This window comes from Streptomyces sp. NPDC102462 (assembly GCF_044765425.1).
GTDB lineage: Bacteria > Actinomycetota > Actinomycetes > Streptomycetales > Streptomycetaceae > Streptomyces.
In genome coordinates this window covers 1-15729 of record NZ_JBIWKB010000059.1, presented here as the reverse complement: position 1 = coordinate 15729, position 15729 = coordinate 1, and the positions used below count along the sequence as shown (strand labels likewise).

Genomic DNA, 15729 nt, shown 5'->3' with positions numbered 1-15729 from the left:
GTGTCAGCGGGGGATGCGGAAGCGTCGGACCTTCCCGACGCTGGTGCGGGGGAGTTCGTCGAGGAAGTGCCATGCGCGGGGCCGGGCCGCCGGGGCGAGATGGTTGGCGGCCCACTGTGCGAGGTCGCTGCTGTGCGGAGGGTTGTCGGGGTCGCGGGCGACGACGTACGCGACGGGTACGACGTCGCGTACCGGATCGGGTTGCGCGATCACGGCGACCTCGAGGACCCCTGGCGCCTGGGCCACGGCGGCTTCGACCTCGGTGAGGCTGACGTTCTCGCCCGACACCTTGATGACGTCGTCGACGCGGCCGACGAACCTCAGGGCGCCGTCGGCGTCCGCGGACACCAGGTCGCCGGTCGCGAACCAGGTGCCGTCCGCGGTCGCCCGGAAGGCGCTCTGCGTCGTCCGCTCGTCGTCGAGGTAACCGGCGAACAGGTCCACGCCCGGGGTGCCGAGGACGGACAGTTCGCCCGGGACGCCCGGAGGAGCGATGCCCCGTCCGGCCGGGTCGGCGACGTGAACCCGGCGCCCGGGCAAGGGAGTTCCGATCACGTCATGCGTCGGTGGTTCGGCCGTGTCCGCGCAGACGATCGCGACCGTCTCGGTCATTCCGTAGAGCTGGCGTGGGCGCGTCCCGACGAGCCGCGCGAACTCCGCGTGGTGTTCGGCGCCCAGGCTCTGCGCGAACCAGACGTGCTCCAGTCGCAGCGGCGGCTCGTCGTGCGCGTGGCGGGCCAGGATCATGCGGATCGGCGCGGCGAAGAGGCTGGCATGAGTGGCGCCGAGCTCCCTGGCGTGCGGGATCCAGCCGGACGCGCTGAAGGTGGCGCTCAGCGCGACACTCGCGCCCACCGCGATCGCCGGGGCGATGCAGTAGTACTGCGCGTTGGCGTGGAACAGGGGCAGTGTGACGTGCCAACGGTGGCGCGGCTCCAGGTGTGCGGCGGCAGCCATCGTCGTGGCGACATGCGCGTAGTTCGCCTGGGTCAGCAGCACGCCCTTGGGCTCGGACGTGGTGCCGGAGGTGAACATCACCGCGAGCCGGTCGGCCGGGGTCACCTCGGGAGCGGTCGATGCGGTGACACCCCCGGCGAGCGGTCCGGACTCCGTGACGTCGCAGGCGTCCTCGGCGAGTTCGATCACGACGGGAACCGTGACGCCCGCGCCTTCCCGGTACGTGGCGGCCCGGTCGGCGGCGCACACCCCGACGACCGGGCGCACACGACGCACCTGAGAGGCCACATCGCGTGCCGCCGACGCCGGGTCCACGGGCACGATCCAGGCCCCGATCCGGGTCGCCGCCAGCCAAAGAGCAATGAAGGCAGGGCAGTTGCGCAGCGCGAGATGCACCGGCGAGCCCGCCTCTACCCCGGCGGCGCGCAGCGCGGAGGCCGTGCGGGCGACGACGGCGTCGAACTCTCCGTAAGACCACTGCGTCACTGTGCCCGACGCGGAGCGGAACAGGAGGAACGGGCGGCCGGCGTGCTCCAGCACCGCCGACTCCCACGTGGACTTGAAGGTGCCGGTGGTCATGCGTGAGCTTCCTTCTGCGCGGTGGTGAAGTGCTCGTCGAGCGCGGCCAGCGACGTGCCCCGTGTCTCGCGCGCGAAAGCCACCGCGACGAGCGTCAGGACGGCGGCCGCCGCGAGATACAGGGCGATCGGGGTCGAGCTGTCGAAGTCCTCCAGGAGGGCTACGGCGATGATCGGCGCGAGCGAACCGGCGAGGATCGACGTGACCTGGTAGCCCAGGGAGATCCCGGAGTAGCGGATCCGGGTGGGGAACATCTCCGCCATGATCGCGGGCTGGCCCGAGTACATCAGCGAGTGGAACAGCAGGCCGATCGTGATCGCCGCGAGGATGACCGCGTCATGCCCGCTGTCCATCATCGGGAAGGCGAAGAACCCCCAGGTGCCGCTGAGGACGGCCCCGACGGCGTAGACGGGCCGGCGGCCCACCCGGTCGGTGAGGGCGCCGACGAGCGGGATGGCGATGAAGTGCGCGAGGTGTGCGAGCAGCATCAGACGCAGGATCGTCGTCGTTCCGGTCTTCACGACGGTCGACAGGTAGGTGATCGAGAAGGTCACGACCAGGTAGTACATGAGGTTCTCGGCGAAGCGCAGACCCATCGCGGTCAGCACCGAGCGGGGAAAGCGCCGAAGCACCTCAAGCACTCCGTAGCCGGTCTTCGAGGTCTCCGCCAGCTTCGCCTGGGCGGCCTTGAAGACGGGTGCGTCCGTGACGCTCGTCCGCACGTAGTAGCCGATGAGGACGATGACGGCGGAGAGCCAGAACGCCACGCGCCAGCCCCAGGCGAGGAACGCGGAGTCCGACAGCGTCGAGGTGAGGATGAGCAGCACGATCGTGGCGAGCATGTTCCCGGCGGGCACGCCCGCCTGCGGCCAACTCGACCAGAATCCGCGGCGGTTGTCCGGGCTGTGCTCGGCCACGAGCAGCACCGCGCCGCCCCACTCACCGCCGACCGCGAAGCCCTGGAGGAAGCGCAGGGTGACGAGCAGGGCCGGTGCGGCGTAGCCGATGGAGTCGAAGCTCGGGATGCAGCCCATGGCGAAGGTGGCGACGCCCACCATGACGAGGCTGACCTGGAGCAGGGTCTTGCGCCCGTAACGGTCGCCGAAGTGACCGAACACCACGCCGCCCAGGGGGCGAGCCGCGAATCCGACGGCGTACGTGACGAACGCGGCGAGGATTCCGTCGAGCTCGCTGCCGCCGGAGGGGAAGAACAGCTTGCCGAACACCAGCGTCGCGGCTGTGCCGTAGAGGAAGAACTCGTACCACTCGACGACGGTCCCCGCCATGGAGGCGAAGACGATCCGGCGCAGTGCGGAACCGGAGGACGGTGCGGTTGAGGACATGGGACTTCCTTGTCCGTGTGTCGTGGAAGGGCCCCAGTCGCCCTGCGCCGGGGTGTGTTCACGAGTCTTCGGAGCGGCCGAAGTTACGTCAATGCACAGTTCATGGGTTGATCTGCAGGCCGCATCTGCAAATATGTGCAGATGCCGACGACGCGACCCAGTGCCGATGACCTGCTGATCCTGCTGGAGGTCGCCCGCAGCGGCCGTTTCAGTCGCGCCGCGGAAGCCCTGGGGATCAACCACGTGACGGTATCCCGTCGAATCGCCGCCCTGGAGCAGGCCGTTGGGGGAAAGCTGCTGCTCCGCTCCGCCTCCGGCTGGGAGCTGACCCCGCTCGGTGAGCGCGCTCTGGCGGCGGCCGAGCGGCTCGACCGGGTACTGCTGGAACTGGAAGCGGACCCGGACGCCGAGCCGGTCATCGAGGACGTCGTGCGGCTGTCGGCCGCCGACGCGTTCAGCACGTTCGTCGCCGCCCCGGCCGCGGCCCGGCTGCACCGGCGTCATCCCGGTCTCGCCGTCGAGATCGTCTCCGCGACCCGGCGGGCGGCGCAGCACCGGTCGGGACTGGACATCGAGGTCGTCGTCGGTGAGCCCCGGGTCGTCCGGGCGCAGGCGTTCCGGCTGGGCGGTTACGTGCTGGGCATGTTCGCGTCGCCCGAGTACCTGAGCCGGCACGGCGCGCCGGGTTCGATCGACGACCTGGACCGGCACAACCTCGTGTACTTCATCTCCTCCATGCTCCAGGTCGACGACCTCGACGTGGGTCGGCGCTATCTCCCCGAGATGCGGGACTCGGTGACCTCCACCAACGTGTTCGTTCATGTCGAGGCCACCAGGGCGGGCGGCGGCCTCGGACTTCTCCCGACGTTCCTGGCCGCGCGGCACGACGACTTGACCAGGGTCCTGAAGGACGAGATCTCCATCAGGATGGACTACTGGCTGGTCGCGCGAGCCGAGACGCTGCGGCGGCCCGCGGTGGCCGCGATGGTGCGCGAACTCCAGGTCACCATGCGGAAGATGGAGCAGATGTTCCTGGGAGCCGAGGCGTCGACCGAGTCACGTCCCCGGCCCGCCGGCGAGGTGCGGCCGTCACGTCACTGAGCCGCGAGGCCCGACGCTACGTGGACTGAACTTTTCTGCACTCCCGCGGCGCACAACTAGCCATTTCCCGCACGTTGCCCGTGCGTGAACGCACCGTCACAGTGGACCGACCGCCGACTCCTGCTCGCGACGGAGCATGCCCCTCATTGGCATGCACCTGCCCTGAGGCGTGTGTCCTGGGCTTGAGGGGCGCCCCCGATGCGCCCGTCCCGGCGAGTTCGGTACGCGGCTGAAGACCCCGACGCGTGGAGGACTGGGTGAAGAGAATCCTTGCAGCTTCCGGACTTGCGTTCACGCTGGTGGGAGGCGCACTGGCACCCTCCGTGCACGCCACCCCCAGGACCGCTTCCTGTGCGGAACTGGAGGGTGTGAAGATCCCCGCGGCCGCCATCGGCATGCCGACCACCGGCGCGGAGGTGACGAGCGCTCGGACGGTGGGCGCCTCCGGTGACGGACCCACCGCCATCGGGTCGTACTGCCAGGTCGACGCGGCGATACATCCAGTGGACCCGAGCGCTCCCGACATCGAGATGCGCGTCGCCCTGCCCGACCAGTGGAACAACAGGGCGATGATGTTCGGCGGGGGCGGCTACGACGGTGCGATCCCCGATGTCACCGGCAATGTGCCGTACGGGCCGGGCGACCGGCGCACACCCCTGGGCCGCGGCTACGCCACCTTCGCGAGCGACTCCGGGCACCAGGCGGCAGGGGGCTCGTCCCTCGACGGCTCGTTCGGCGTCAACGACGAGGCCGTGCGCAACTTCGCGGGCGACGCGCTCAAGAAGACCCGCGACACCGCCGTGTTCCTCCTCGGCAGACACTACGGAGTGGCGAAGCCCGCCCACAGCTACTTCGCCGGCGGCTCCAGCGGCGGCCGCGAAGCACTCGCTGTCGCCCAGCGCTGGCCCACCGACTTCGACGGGGTCATCTCCGCGTACCCCGCCTGGAACGCCGCCACCCTCGACCTGTTCTTCGGCTACGAAGCCCAAGTGATGTCCAAACCGGGCGCCTTCCCCGGCCCGGCCCAGCAGGCCCTGCTGTACCGCAGCGTCATCAGCGCCTGCGACGGCGGCGACGGCCTGCGGGACGGCGTCGTCTCCGACGAGGCAGGCTGCCACTTCGACCCGCGGACCCTGCGCTGCCCGGAAGACGTCGAGAGCGCGGACACCTGCCTGTCCGACGAACAGATCCGGGCCATCGAGGCGGTCTCGTCGCCGGTGCGCTGGAAGCGGCTCGCCAGCGGAGAAACCGGCTACCCGGGCATCCCCTATCTCTCCGGCGCCAACATGGCCACGCCCGTCCTGGGCCAGGGGACCCAGGCCCCGGCCAACCCCATGCCGGCGACCAGCGGCTACGGCGTCCAGTTCTGGGAGCAGTGGGTGAAGCACTTCGTCACGCGAGACCCGGCGTACAACTCGCTCGACGTCGACCCGGTCCATCCAGGCAAATGGCGGCAGCGCATCAGTGAACTGTCGGCTCTCCAGGACGTCAACGACCCCGACCTCAGCGCCTTCGCACGGGCCGGCGGCAAGCTGCTCCTCATTCACGGCACGGCGGACGAGATCGTCAGCTATCACTCAACTGTCGATTACTACAAGCGCGTTCGGAAGACGGTGGGCGGCAAGGCCACCGACCGCTTCGCCCGGCTGTATCTCGTCCCCGGCGCCAATCACGCCAACTTCCTGCCTGCCTACGCGGCGAGCTGGGACTCGGTGAGCGCCCTTGAGGACTGGACGGACCAGGGCAAGGCGCCCCGACACCCGGTGGTCACCGACGCCAACGCGGCCAACAAGGGGCGCACACGCCCCCTTTGCGCGTACCCCACGTGGCCGCACTATGCCGGAACCGGTGACCCGCAGTCCGCGGCGAGCTTCACCTGCCGGGAGAGCTCGGGACGACCGTAAGACCGCTAGACCGCTTCGGTGCGCCGTGCCAAGGCCCGCCCGGTCCGCAGTGGCACGGCACCGATGCCAAGTAGCCCCACCACCAGCTCCGTACAGCTTCCTGGAGGCCGAGAGTGCAGTCCCGAAGAGCCCGCGCGGGCGCGATCGCCGCTTGCTCCACCCTGGTGGCGCTGTCCCTCGCCGGACCGGCCGCCGCGGCGGGGGGCGACCCCGACGGGGCGCAGCCGTTGCCCGGTTACACGGTGGACAACCCGCCGCTCGCCCCCCTGACCGTCGACGGCCGGCCGACGCGCGTGATCCAGGGCATCCACGAGCACGCCGCCTTCGACCTCGAAGTACCGCCCAACTGGAACGGCAAGCTGGTGATCTGGGCCCACGGATTCACCGGCGCCGGGACTGTGCTCAGGGTCGATCCGCCGTCCTTCGGGCTGCGGGAGACCTTCGTCAAGGAGGGCTACGCCTGGGCGGCATCCAGCTACACCCGCAACGGCTACGACGCCGGCGTGGGAGTCAGCAGCTCCCACGACCTCGCCGAACACGCGGCAGCACTCCTGGGCCACCACCCGAGCCGCACCTACATAGCGGGCGTCTCGATGGGCGGCCACGTGATCGGGCGTTCCCTCGAGCAGTACCCCCACTACTACGACGGGGCCCTGCCGATGTGCGGGCAGCTGGGAGACAACCGCCTCTTCGACTACTACCTCGACGTCAACCTCGTCGCCCAGGCACTGTCCGGCGTGCGCGCCTACCCGGCTCCGGCCGACTACGGGACCACCGACCTGCCGCAGATCATGACCAAACTCGGCCTCGCGGGCCTTCAGCCGGGCCAGACGCCGGACAACGAACTCGGCCGCGAACTCCAGCAGATCACCGTCCAGCTCTCCGGCGGCCCCCGGCCAGGAGCCGACCCCTCCTTCGCCTCGTACAGCACCGCGTTGCTGTCGTTCGCGCCCGGCGGCCCGTCCGTGGCGCAGAACCTGCACACCCGCTACACGCCGACCACTCCGGTGGACGTCAACCCGATCATCGAACGGGTGGGGCCCGCCAGCTTCAAGGAGCGGCGGAGCATGGCTCTGAACTCCGTCCCGCGGATCGTCGGCAAGCCACGGGTGCCGGTGCTGTCGCTGCACGACGCGGGTGACCTGTTCGTGCCGCTGTCCATGGAGCAGATCTACGCGAAGGAGGTCGCCCGAAACGGCCAGTCGGACCTCCTCGTGCAGCGGGCGATCCGGGGGAGCGACCACTGCGACTTCACGCCCGCGGAGGCGGGGAAGGCGTGGAAGGACCTGCAGACGTGGGTGGAAGCCGGAGGTGCGAAGGCGCCCGCCTCCGCACGTCCTGAGGGGGATGACATCACCGACCCGAAGGCCGTCACGGACCCGTCCTTCGGCTGCCGCTTCACCGACCCGACCGCGAGCCGGAACCCGGCCCGCAGGTTCTTCCCGGCCTGTCCGGTCAACGCCGGCTGACCGGGTCTGGAGCGGCAGTTGGCCGCCGACCCCGTACCTCGGGTCGGCGGCCAACTCGCCACAGCGACGGCCTACTTCACCGAACTCGCCGGAGGCCGGCGGGGGCTCGGGACCGCGGCATCGGCTGCCGTAGAAGGACAGCTCAGGCCCATGGGGGAATTACCGCTCAGGCCCACTGTGCCGCGAGTCCTTCGATGGCGTCGTGCCGCCGTCGGTCGGCCACAGCGTCACGGTCCATGCCGTTGGTCAGCAGGCAGAACGACAGACCTGACTCCGGATCCGCCCAGGCGGCCTGGCCACCGGCCCCGCCGTGCCCGAAGGCGTGCTCCGACACGTGGGGGCCGAAGGGGCGCAGCGATGCGCTGATGCCGAGAGAGGGGATCTCCAGGGCGACACCGTCCCCGGGACCCGTCACGGTCAGGCCGATCGTGCGGTTGGCGGGGGCTCCCATCAGTATCTCGTCGGGGAGGGTGTTGCGGATGCGGCGTGTGGCGTCCTGGAGAACGTCGGGTTGCCACACCTGCGACGAGTTCCAGAGCAGCTCTTGGTAGAAGATCGCCACGTCGGCGGCGTTGGAGAAGGCGTTGGCGCCGGGCACACCGAGCGCGATCAGCTCCGGATCGTTGGCGACGGTCAGGACGGCCGACTCGCTCGCGTCCAGGGCCTGTTCGTCGACAGGGCGTCCGAGCAGGGCCTCGAGTACGTCCACGGCGTGCTTGCCCGTCGCGGAGACCCGCTTCAGGTCCCCCTGCCGCTCCTTGGGGACGCCCAGTTCGAGGCGCTTCAGGCCCAGTGGATCCAGCACCCGTGTGCGTACCGCCTGCCTGTGGTCCTGGCCCGTCAGCCGCTGGATCAGCTCCGCCAGGACCCAGTGTGCCGAGTACCCGTGGTACGCGTAACGGGTTCCGGGCTGCCACTCCAACCGCCAGTCCGCCATCAGCGCGGCGCGCTCGTCGCGGGTGGTGGCCGTCGTGGCATCGAGGGTGGCGTTGGGGAACCCGCAGGTGTGCAGCAGCACCTGTTCGAGGGTGATCACGTCCTTGCCGTGCGCGCCGAACTCCGGCCACACCTTGGCCACCCGGGTCTCCAGGGTGATCAGCCCTTCGCCGAGCAGCTGCCATACGACAGAGGCCACGATCGGCTTGGTCGCCGAGAACATGCAGAACCGGTCGGAGTCACGGGCCCGACCGAACGACTCGAAGGCCAGCAACTCCCCGTTGCGGGCCACGGCGAACTGCGCCGCGGGCCAGACACCGTCGTCGACGGCCCGTTGCGCATGGTCGCGTATCGCCTGGTGTGTGCGGCTGGTCGAGGACATGGGAGTGCGTCTCCTTCACAGAGAATTACGGGGAGGGGAGGCGGCGGGCGCGGAAATCCGCTTCAGCCCGCGTCGTACATCGCGGAGATCTCGCTCTCGTAGCCGCGGGCGACGACGGCTCGCCTTACCTTGAGGCTCGGCGTCAACTCGCCGTGTTCGGCGTCAAGTTCACGCGGAAGCAAGGTGAACCTCTTGATGGTCTGCCAGCGTTGGAGGTTCGCGTTCACGGTGTGGACGTAGCTGTCGACAAGGCCGCGCGTACGGGGGTCGCCCACCACGGTCGCGTAGTCACCCGGCAGGCCGTGCCGCTCGGCCCACGGCAGAAGCACGGAGGCGTCCAGGGAGATCAGGGCCGTGCAGTAGGCGCGCCGGTCGCCGATGACGACGACGTTGCCGATGAACGGGCAGTGTGCCTTGAGCAGGCCCTCGATCTCGCTGGGCGCCACGTACTTGCCGCCGGACGTCTTGAGCAGGTCCTTCTTGCGGTCGGTGATCCGCAGGTGCCCGTCGTCGTCGAGCGCGCCGATGTCGCCGGTACGCAACCACCCGTCGGCGTCGAGGACTTCGGCGGTCTGCGCGGGCAGGTTGTGGTAGCCGCGCATGACGCTCGGCCCGCGCAGCAGGATCTCGCCGTCCTCGGCGATCCGGATCTCGGTCCCCGGGTAGGGCAGGCCGACGGTCCCGGCCCGCACGTCGTCCGGGCGGTTGATCGTCGATCCGGCCGCGCTCTCCGTGAGGCCGTACCCCTCCAGGACCGGCACGCCGGCGTCGAGGAAGAAGGAGGTGATGTCCGGTGCGAGGGGCGCGCTTCCGGAGACGGCGAACCGCAGCCGACCCCCGAAGGCCGCACGGGCCGCGCCATGGCCCTGCGCGTTGACGCCCCCTGTCAGGGCGAGGATGCCGCCGTAGATCTTCTCGAATATCCGCGGTACGGCCGCCGTCACCGTGGGCCGGACGGTGCGCAGGTTTTCGGCGACCTTGTCAACGCGGCCGTCGACGGCCATCACATGGCCGGTGGCGATCTGTCCGCACAGAAGCGTCTTCCCGAAGACGTGCGACAGCGGAAGCCAGAGGAACTGCACGTCGTCGGGGCGCAGCAGACCGGCGATGACGGGGGCCGCGCTCTGGTACGACCAGCAGTCGTGTACCAGCCGAACTCCCTTGGGGCGTCCGGTCGTTCCTGAGGTGTAGATGAGGGTGGCCAGCTGGTCGCGGTTCAGTTGGCCGACGGTCTTCTCGATGGCGTCGGGATGCGCGGCGAGGTGGCCCCGGCCGTGCTCCTCCAGCTCGGACAGAGTCAGTACGGTGAACGGCCCGGTGGGGCCGGGGGCTTGGCCGTCGGGCTCGTCGAACAGTACGACGGTGGTCAGTTCGGGGAGCCGGTCCTGTTCGGCGACGACCTTGCGCAGTTGCTCGGCGTCCTCGGCGAACAGGACCCGGCTGCCGGAGTCGGCGAGGACGAACGCGGTCTCGTCGGCGTTGGTGTTGGGGTAGACCGTGGTGGTGGCCAGGCCCGAGCACATCACCGCAAGGTCGGCGAGGATCCACTCGATGCGCGTACTCGAGGCGATGGCGACACGATCGGCCGGAGCGAGGCCCAGGGACAGCAGCCCGGCGGCCATCGCCCGGACGCGCCGGTCGGACTGACTCCACGTCAGTTCCCCCCACTCCGGCCCGCCTTGGAGAGGGAACCGGTACGCGACGGCATCCGGGCTGGCCCGTACGCGATCGAGGAACAGGTGCGCGACCGTGGGCGGACGTGTAGCGAAAGACAAGGGGCTCGGCGGCAGTTTGGCCGGGGGTGTGTCTGCGTTCGGCACGGTTGCTCTCCTTGGGGCCGGGAGGGGAGGAGCGCGCGACTGGCGTGAAGGCCGCCAAGTCGGTGAAGCGGCAACCGAACCCGGTGGAGGGTGAGCCTCGTGCGGTACGGGCTGCGCGGTGCGCGTCGTGCGCGAAAATCTAGGAGCAGCTAGATTTTATTGCCGCGAGCCCTGCCGTCAATATCTGAGCACGGTTAGATTTTCTGTGGCCTCCGCGGATTCGCACCTCGGCTCATTGCACCGGCAGGACCTCCACCTGCCGGCGCGCACGTGCTGACGCAAGGCTGCGCCGGCCCCCTCATGCAGGGGATGAAGGTGCCAGCAGGTCGGAGACGAAGGCCCGCACGGTCTCCCGCAGGTCCACTTCCTCGGGGTCGAGCAGCCATTGCAGCTGCACCCCGTCCAGGACGCTCAGCAGCAGCGTGGCCAGGGCGCGCGGGGGCACCGACGACCTGATCTCGCCGTGGGCGGCAGCAGCGCTCAGCGCGTCGGTCAACAGCTCCCGGGCCTTGCGGTACCGGTCGCGGAAGTGCTCGTGAGCCGGGTGATCGGCCGAGGTCGCCTCCGCCGAGAGGACGCAGTGCAGTTCGGCGAGGCCGGGGTGTCCGATGTTCTCGGAGAGGATCGCCATCACGTGGTCGGTGAGTTCGGCGTGGGACGGCGACGGCGGCAGCGCGGTCTCCGCCGTGACGGCCGGCCGGTCCCGTTCTTCGAGAACGGCCCGGAGGAGCGAATCCTTGTCGGGGAAGTAGTAGGACAGGCCGGCGGCGGTCATGCCGAGCTTGTCGGCGACGTCCTTGAAGGTCGCCCCCCGGTAGCCGGCGCCCCCGAAGAGTTCGGCCGCGGCCTCGACCGCGGCCGCCCTCACCCGAGTGCTCTTCGCGTACGGTCCTCGTGCGTTCGCCACGGCCGAACAGTCTCCATCCACATGGTCGTTACCGGTGCCGGGTGTAAATCTTACTCGGGTAAGAATTTGTTTGCTCCCAGACACCTGTAGCGGCCCCGAACATGGCCGAGCAGGTATCAGGCCGCGGCGTCACCCCGGCGGAAACCGTCGCGCGCGAGCGTGCCGAGCCACCGCAGACTCGGCTTCGGCGTGCGGACGAACGTCGAACGGTCGACCCCGATCAGGCCGAACGTCGGTCCCCAGTGCCCCCATTCGAAGTTGTCGAGAGCGGACCAGTGCAGATAGCCGCGCACGTCGATGCCGTCGTCCACCGCCGCGAACAGGGCGTGCAGCGCTTCGGACGTGTACTGGATCCGGCGTTCGTCGTCCCGGGTCGCGATGCCGTTCTCCGTGACGACGATCGGAACCCCGCCCGTCACGGCGGCCGCGTTGCGGATCGCGATGCCGAGCGCGTCGGGACGGTAGGCCCACCCCGTGAGCGTGTTGTCCGGGTGCGCGGGGTGGGGGACGACCCCGTTCTCGTCGACGCTCTGGCTCGTGTACGCCTGGACGCCGACGAAGTCGTCGCCCCGGGCGTGCTCCAGATAGAAGTCCTCCCAGACGTACTTCACCTCGGCGAACTTCGCCTCGCTGCCCGGGGCCGCGGTGAGGGCCTGGCAGGCGACGGTCCAGCCCGTCTTCGCGTCGGTCCGGGTACGCAGGATGTCCCGGGCGGCGGCGTGGGCCTCGGCCAGGACGGCGCCGATGGCGGGGTCAGGGGTGGGCAGCCGGCCGCCGACCGGCGCGGCGACGGTCATCGATGTCGCCTCACCCGACACGAGCTTGTCGACCATGCGCGTCGCCAGGCTCAGGATGTTGGGCTCGTTGATGGTGCATACCCACGGAACGTTCCCCAGGATGGTGCTCGCCTGCTCCACGTAACGGGCGAAGCGTTCGACGGCCTTCGGCCCGCGCCAGCCGCCCTCGCGGACGAACCACAGCGGATTGGTGAAGTGGTGCAGCGTGACGACGGGCGTGAGCCCGAGGCCGAGCGCTGTGTCGATCATGCGCCGGTAGTGGGCCAGTGCGGAGCGGGAGAACTCGCCGGGTGCGGGTTCGATCCGGGCCCATTCGAGCCCGAAGCGATACGAGTTGAGGCCCGCGTCGGCGAGCAGGCGCATGTCCTCGGGGTAGCGGTGGTAACTGTCGACGGCGTCGCCACTGCGTGCCATGGCGCTGTGTTCCTGGTTCTCGATCCACCACCAGTCGCTGTTGGTGTTGTTTCCCTCGGTCTGGTGGCCCGAAGAGGCGGCGCCCCACAGGAAGTTGGTCATCGGATCGGCTCTTTCGATATCTGGTGGGCGGACGTGGCCGCACAGGCGAACAGATGGCGGCCCACACCCCGGTGGTGGATCTCACCGTTCGGCAGGACGATCTCGGCGGTGGTGGTCGGCGGGACGGTGACGGCGAGCTCGAAGCGGGTGCCGTCGAGCCGCCAGTCGACGTCGATCTCACCGCGCGGGGTGAGGCGTCGGAAGCGCGCCGCGGTGAGGGGGCCGGGGCGGGGGTGGACGGAGAAGCGCTCCCAGCCCACCGACGACGGCTGTTGTCGCAGCCCCGCCACGTACCCGTGGAGGAACTGGATCACCGCGCCTTTGCTGTAGTGGTTGAGGGAGGCGTGGGCTTCGCCGTCGTCGTCGACGCCGTTCCACTCCTCCCACACGGTGGTCGCGCCCCGATCGAGCATGCCCAGCCACGAGGGGATGCCCCGGCGCAGCAGGAGGGTGTACGCCACGTCCGCGTGGCCGGAGTCGGCGAGGACGGGCAGCAGGAGCCCGCTGGTGAGGAAGCCGGTGGCGAGCCGGTCGTCGTTGTCGTGGACGAGCTCGACGAGCCGGGCCGCGGCCGCCTCGCGCAGTGCCCCAGGGATGAGGCCGAACGACAGCCCGCGTACGTACCCGGCCTGCGAGTCCGCGGTGGTACGCCCGTCGGGGCGCAGGTACTCGGTGCGCCAGGCTTCGCGTACTCGCTCGGCCAGTACGCCGAAGTGCTCAGCGTCCTCGGGGCGTTCGAGGACGGAGGCGATGGCGCCGAGCCGGGTCAGGGTGCGGCACAGATAGGCGGTGGCGACTTCGCCCTGGTCGTGGGCCATCACCTCGGCCAGGGTGGGCGGCGGGGTGCCGGGAGGGCGCGGCTCGCACCACTCGCCGAAGTGGAACGGGCCGTCCCAGATGTACTGCTCGTGCGGCGCCGGCCCCGCACTGCGGGAGACGCGGGACGGATGGCGGATCTCGCGGGCACACCGCAGGGCGTACTCGGCCCAGGAGCGCATGCTCTCCCAGCTCTCCGCCAGGACCGTGGCGTCGCCGTACTCGGTGTACAGCGCCCACGGCACGTCGACGACGGCGTCGCCCCAGGCCGCCGAGCCACCGGCCGCGCGGCCGGGATGGTCCGGCCGTGCCTTCATCCGCTCGGAGTCGGGCGAGAACATGGCGGGCACCCCGTCGGCGTGCTGGTCGTCCCGCACGGACCGCAGCCACTTGCGGCCGAACCCTGAGATGTCGTAGAGGTCTGCGGCGACGGGTGCGAACAGGCCGAAGTCCCCGGTCCAGGCGGAGCGTTCGCGTGTCGGGCAGTCGGTGGGGACGTCGACGATGTTGCCGCGGAAACTCCAGTCGGCAGCCAGGTGGAGCCGTTCGAGGTCGGGATCGCTGCACGTGAACCAGCCGCGCCGCTCCAGGTCGGAGTGGACCGCCACCACGGTGATGTCGTTGGCGCGCAGGCTGCGGCCGGGGTGGGTGACGCGGACGTAGCGGAAGCCGTGGACCGTGTGCCGGGGCTCGAACTCCCCGGCCCCGCCGTCGGAGACGACCTCGTCGATCTGGTGGAACACCAGCTTCTCGCCGTCGAAGGCGACCATGTCGAGGTGCTCGGTCGTCACGTCCCCGTCCGTCGCCAGATGCTCCGCGAATTCCAGGGTGGTGCGCGCGCCGCGCTCGCCCAGGTTCCGCAGGCGCAGCCGGCCGGAGATGTTCCGGCCCGCGTCCACGATCGACACCCCCTCCCGCAGCGCGGTGACCGAGAGGGGCCGCCACTCGTCCACGCGGCGCACCGGTGGCGCAGGCGACCAGCTCGGGACCGGTGCCGTGACCGCGTCCACCCGGACCGGTTCGGCCGGCGCTTCGGCGTTCCGGATACGCAGGTCGGTCGCCTGGCCGCGCATCAGGTCGGCGCGGGTGACACGCGAAGGCCGGACGCTCCAACCGGCGCCGGTCGCGGCCGCCACGGTGGTGACGCCCCGATCGTCCTCGGCCTCCAACTGGGCGCGTACGGCGAGGGTTTCACCCCAGACGTTCTGGAGCTGCCTGCCGCCGTTGCGGCCGCGGAACCAGCCGTCGGAGACGGTGAAGACGATCGTGTTGGTGCCTGGACGCAGGAGTTCCGCGACGTCGTACGCCTGGGCGTGGAGCGTCGCGTCGTAACTCGTGAAGCCGGGGGCCAGTTCGATGTCACCGACACGGCGACCGTTCACCGCCACCTCGTACATGCCCAACGCCGTCGCGTACAGACGAGCTTGCGAGGGCGCATCGGCGAGTGCGAAGGAAGTGCGCAGGTCCCACGCGCCACGGTCGACGGTCCTGGCATCCGGGTCGGGCGGCGAGATCCAGCGTCCCGTCCAGTCCTGCTCCTCCCAGAGGGCGGAGCGCACCGACAACGGCGCCGACCAGGGAGACCAGACGTCGCCGGCTGCCACCCGCACGCGGAGCGAGAGATGCGTCCGGCTCGGTATCGGCGACCACGGCCAGGGTGCGAGCGGTGCGGAACCGGCAGCCCGATGACGCCGCGGGGCACCCGCGTTCCCGCGTGCCTCGATCTCGTACGCCGTCTGCTCCGCCACGCCGGCAGGCGGGAGCCAGCTGACCGTCGGAGCAGGGGCGGCGAGTGTTCCCATGCCGGCCTGCTCGCCTGCGGACAGCCGCGTGGGCGGAAGGATGTGCTGCATGGCGGTGCTTCTCCTTGCGTACGGATCGTCGGTGGGCGGCTGCTGTCAGCTGACGCTGCGGACGCGTCCCACGAGCAGACCGCCGAGAATCGCGATCACGCCCGCGGACAGATAGAGGAGGGGGTAGCCGCCCAGAGCCGTCATGCCGCCGACGGCGATGACGGCGGGCGCGATCATCGGCCCGACGGAGCGCGGAAGCTGGTCGGCGATCACGACCAGCGACATGAACTTCGAAACGTCCTTGTCGCCGCCCGGAAGGACATCCCAATCGTGTTGTCAAGCCGCAGCCGTGACGGTAGGTGAAGCGTGATAGCACGCTCCGTCACGGATCATGGCCCACAGGACGTTG

At 70.1% G+C, this 15729-nt stretch carries 11 protein-coding genes; 3 read left to right on the top strand and 8 right to left on the bottom strand.

What is annotated here, in order from left to right; genetic code table 11:
• Positions 1–3: 3 nt before the first annotated feature.
• The gene (locus ACIRFL_RS35050; protein WP_404036873.1) at positions 4–1536 is read right to left on the bottom strand and encodes a class I adenylate-forming enzyme family protein; all 1533 of its coding nucleotides are present in this window, start codon (positions 1534–1536) and stop codon (positions 4–6) included.
• On the bottom strand, positions 1533–2879 hold the full coding sequence (locus ACIRFL_RS35045; RefSeq protein ID WP_404036870.1) for an MFS transporter: 1347 nt from the start codon (positions 2877–2879) through the stop codon (positions 1533–1535). The genes ACIRFL_RS35050 and ACIRFL_RS35045 overlap by 4 nt, the downstream gene beginning before the upstream one ends.
• A 141-nt stretch (positions 2880–3020) precedes the next feature.
• On the opposite strand from ACIRFL_RS35045, the gene ACIRFL_RS35040 reads away from it, so the two are divergent.
• The 3 genes from ACIRFL_RS35040 to ACIRFL_RS35030 all read left to right on the top strand — a co-directional run bounded on the left by ACIRFL_RS35040 (position 3021) and on the right by ACIRFL_RS35030 (position 7353).
• Positions 3021–3980: a LysR family transcriptional regulator gene (locus tag ACIRFL_RS35040; RefSeq protein ID WP_404036867.1), complete on the top strand. Its 960-nt coding sequence runs from the start codon at positions 3021–3023 to the stop codon at positions 3978–3980.
• A gap of 257 nt (positions 3981–4237) precedes the next feature.
• The gene (locus ACIRFL_RS35035) at positions 4238–5884 is read left to right on the top strand and encodes a tannase/feruloyl esterase family alpha/beta hydrolase (RefSeq protein WP_404036864.1); all 1647 of its coding nucleotides are present in this window, start codon (positions 4238–4240) and stop codon (positions 5882–5884) included.
• A gap of 113 nt (positions 5885–5997) precedes the next feature.
• Positions 5998–7353: a hypothetical protein gene (locus ACIRFL_RS35030; RefSeq protein ID WP_404036861.1), complete on the top strand. Its 1356-nt coding sequence runs from the start codon at positions 5998–6000 to the stop codon at positions 7351–7353.
• A gap of 166 nt (positions 7354–7519) precedes the next feature.
• Here ACIRFL_RS35030 and ACIRFL_RS35025 read toward each other — a convergent pair whose 3' ends face one another.
• The 6 genes from ACIRFL_RS35025 to ACIRFL_RS35000 all read right to left on the bottom strand — a co-directional run bounded on the left by ACIRFL_RS35025 (position 7520) and on the right by ACIRFL_RS35000 (position 15605).
• The gene (locus tag ACIRFL_RS35025) at positions 7520–8671 is read right to left on the bottom strand and encodes a serine hydrolase domain-containing protein (protein WP_404036858.1); all 1152 of its coding nucleotides are present in this window, start codon (positions 8669–8671) and stop codon (positions 7520–7522) included.
• Positions 8672–8733: 62 nt separating this feature from the next.
• On the bottom strand, positions 8734–10461 hold the full coding sequence (locus ACIRFL_RS35020; RefSeq protein WP_404036952.1) for an AMP-dependent synthetase/ligase: 1728 nt from the start codon (positions 10459–10461) through the stop codon (positions 8734–8736).
• A gap of 328 nt (positions 10462–10789) precedes the next feature.
• The gene (locus tag ACIRFL_RS35015; RefSeq protein WP_404036855.1) at positions 10790–11398 is read right to left on the bottom strand and encodes a TetR/AcrR family transcriptional regulator; all 609 of its coding nucleotides are present in this window, start codon (positions 11396–11398) and stop codon (positions 10790–10792) included.
• Between the two features lie 116 nt (positions 11399–11514).
• Positions 11515–12711, bottom strand: a complete 1197-nt coding sequence (locus tag ACIRFL_RS35010; protein WP_404036853.1) for a family 1 glycosylhydrolase — start codon at positions 12709–12711, stop codon at positions 11515–11517.
• A complete protein-coding gene (locus tag ACIRFL_RS35005) occupies positions 12708–15380 on the bottom strand; it encodes a family 78 glycoside hydrolase catalytic domain (protein ID WP_404036850.1) in 2673 nt (890 codons plus the stop codon). Before ACIRFL_RS35005 ends, ACIRFL_RS35010 begins: the two co-directional genes overlap by 4 nt.
• A 45-nt stretch (positions 15381–15425) precedes the next feature.
• A complete protein-coding gene (locus ACIRFL_RS35000; RefSeq protein WP_404036847.1) occupies positions 15426–15605 on the bottom strand; it encodes a hypothetical protein in 180 nt (59 codons plus the stop codon).
• Between the last annotated feature and the right edge of the window lie 124 nt (positions 15606–15729).

What these genes read in the sequence shown, in the direction of transcription:
- ACIRFL_RS35050 (WP_404036873.1), bottom strand. Translation starts at nt 1,536, where the DNA reads ATGACCACCGGCACCTTCAAGTCCACGTGGGAGTCGGCGGTGCTGGAG.
- ACIRFL_RS35045 (WP_404036870.1), bottom strand. Translation starts at nt 2,879, where the DNA reads ATGTCCTCAACCGCACCGTCCTCCGGTTCCGCACTGCGCCGGATCGTC.
- ACIRFL_RS35040 (WP_404036867.1), top strand. Translation starts at nt 3,021, where the DNA reads ATGCCGACGACGCGACCCAGTGCCGATGACCTGCTGATCCTGCTGGAG.
- ACIRFL_RS35025 (WP_404036858.1), bottom strand. Translation starts at nt 8,671, where the DNA reads ATGTCCTCGACCAGCCGCACACACCAGGCGATACGCGACCATGCGCAA.
- ACIRFL_RS35010 (WP_404036853.1), bottom strand. Translation starts at nt 12,711, where the DNA reads ATGACCAACTTCCTGTGGGGCGCCGCCTCTTCGGGCCACCAGACCGAG.
- ACIRFL_RS35005 (WP_404036850.1), bottom strand. Translation starts at nt 15,380, where the DNA reads ATGCAGCACATCCTTCCGCCCACGCGGCTGTCCGCAGGCGAGCAGGCC.
- ACIRFL_RS35000 (WP_404036847.1), bottom strand. Translation starts at nt 15,605, where the DNA reads ATGTCGCTGGTCGTGATCGCCGACCAGCTTCCGCGCTCCGTCGGGCCG.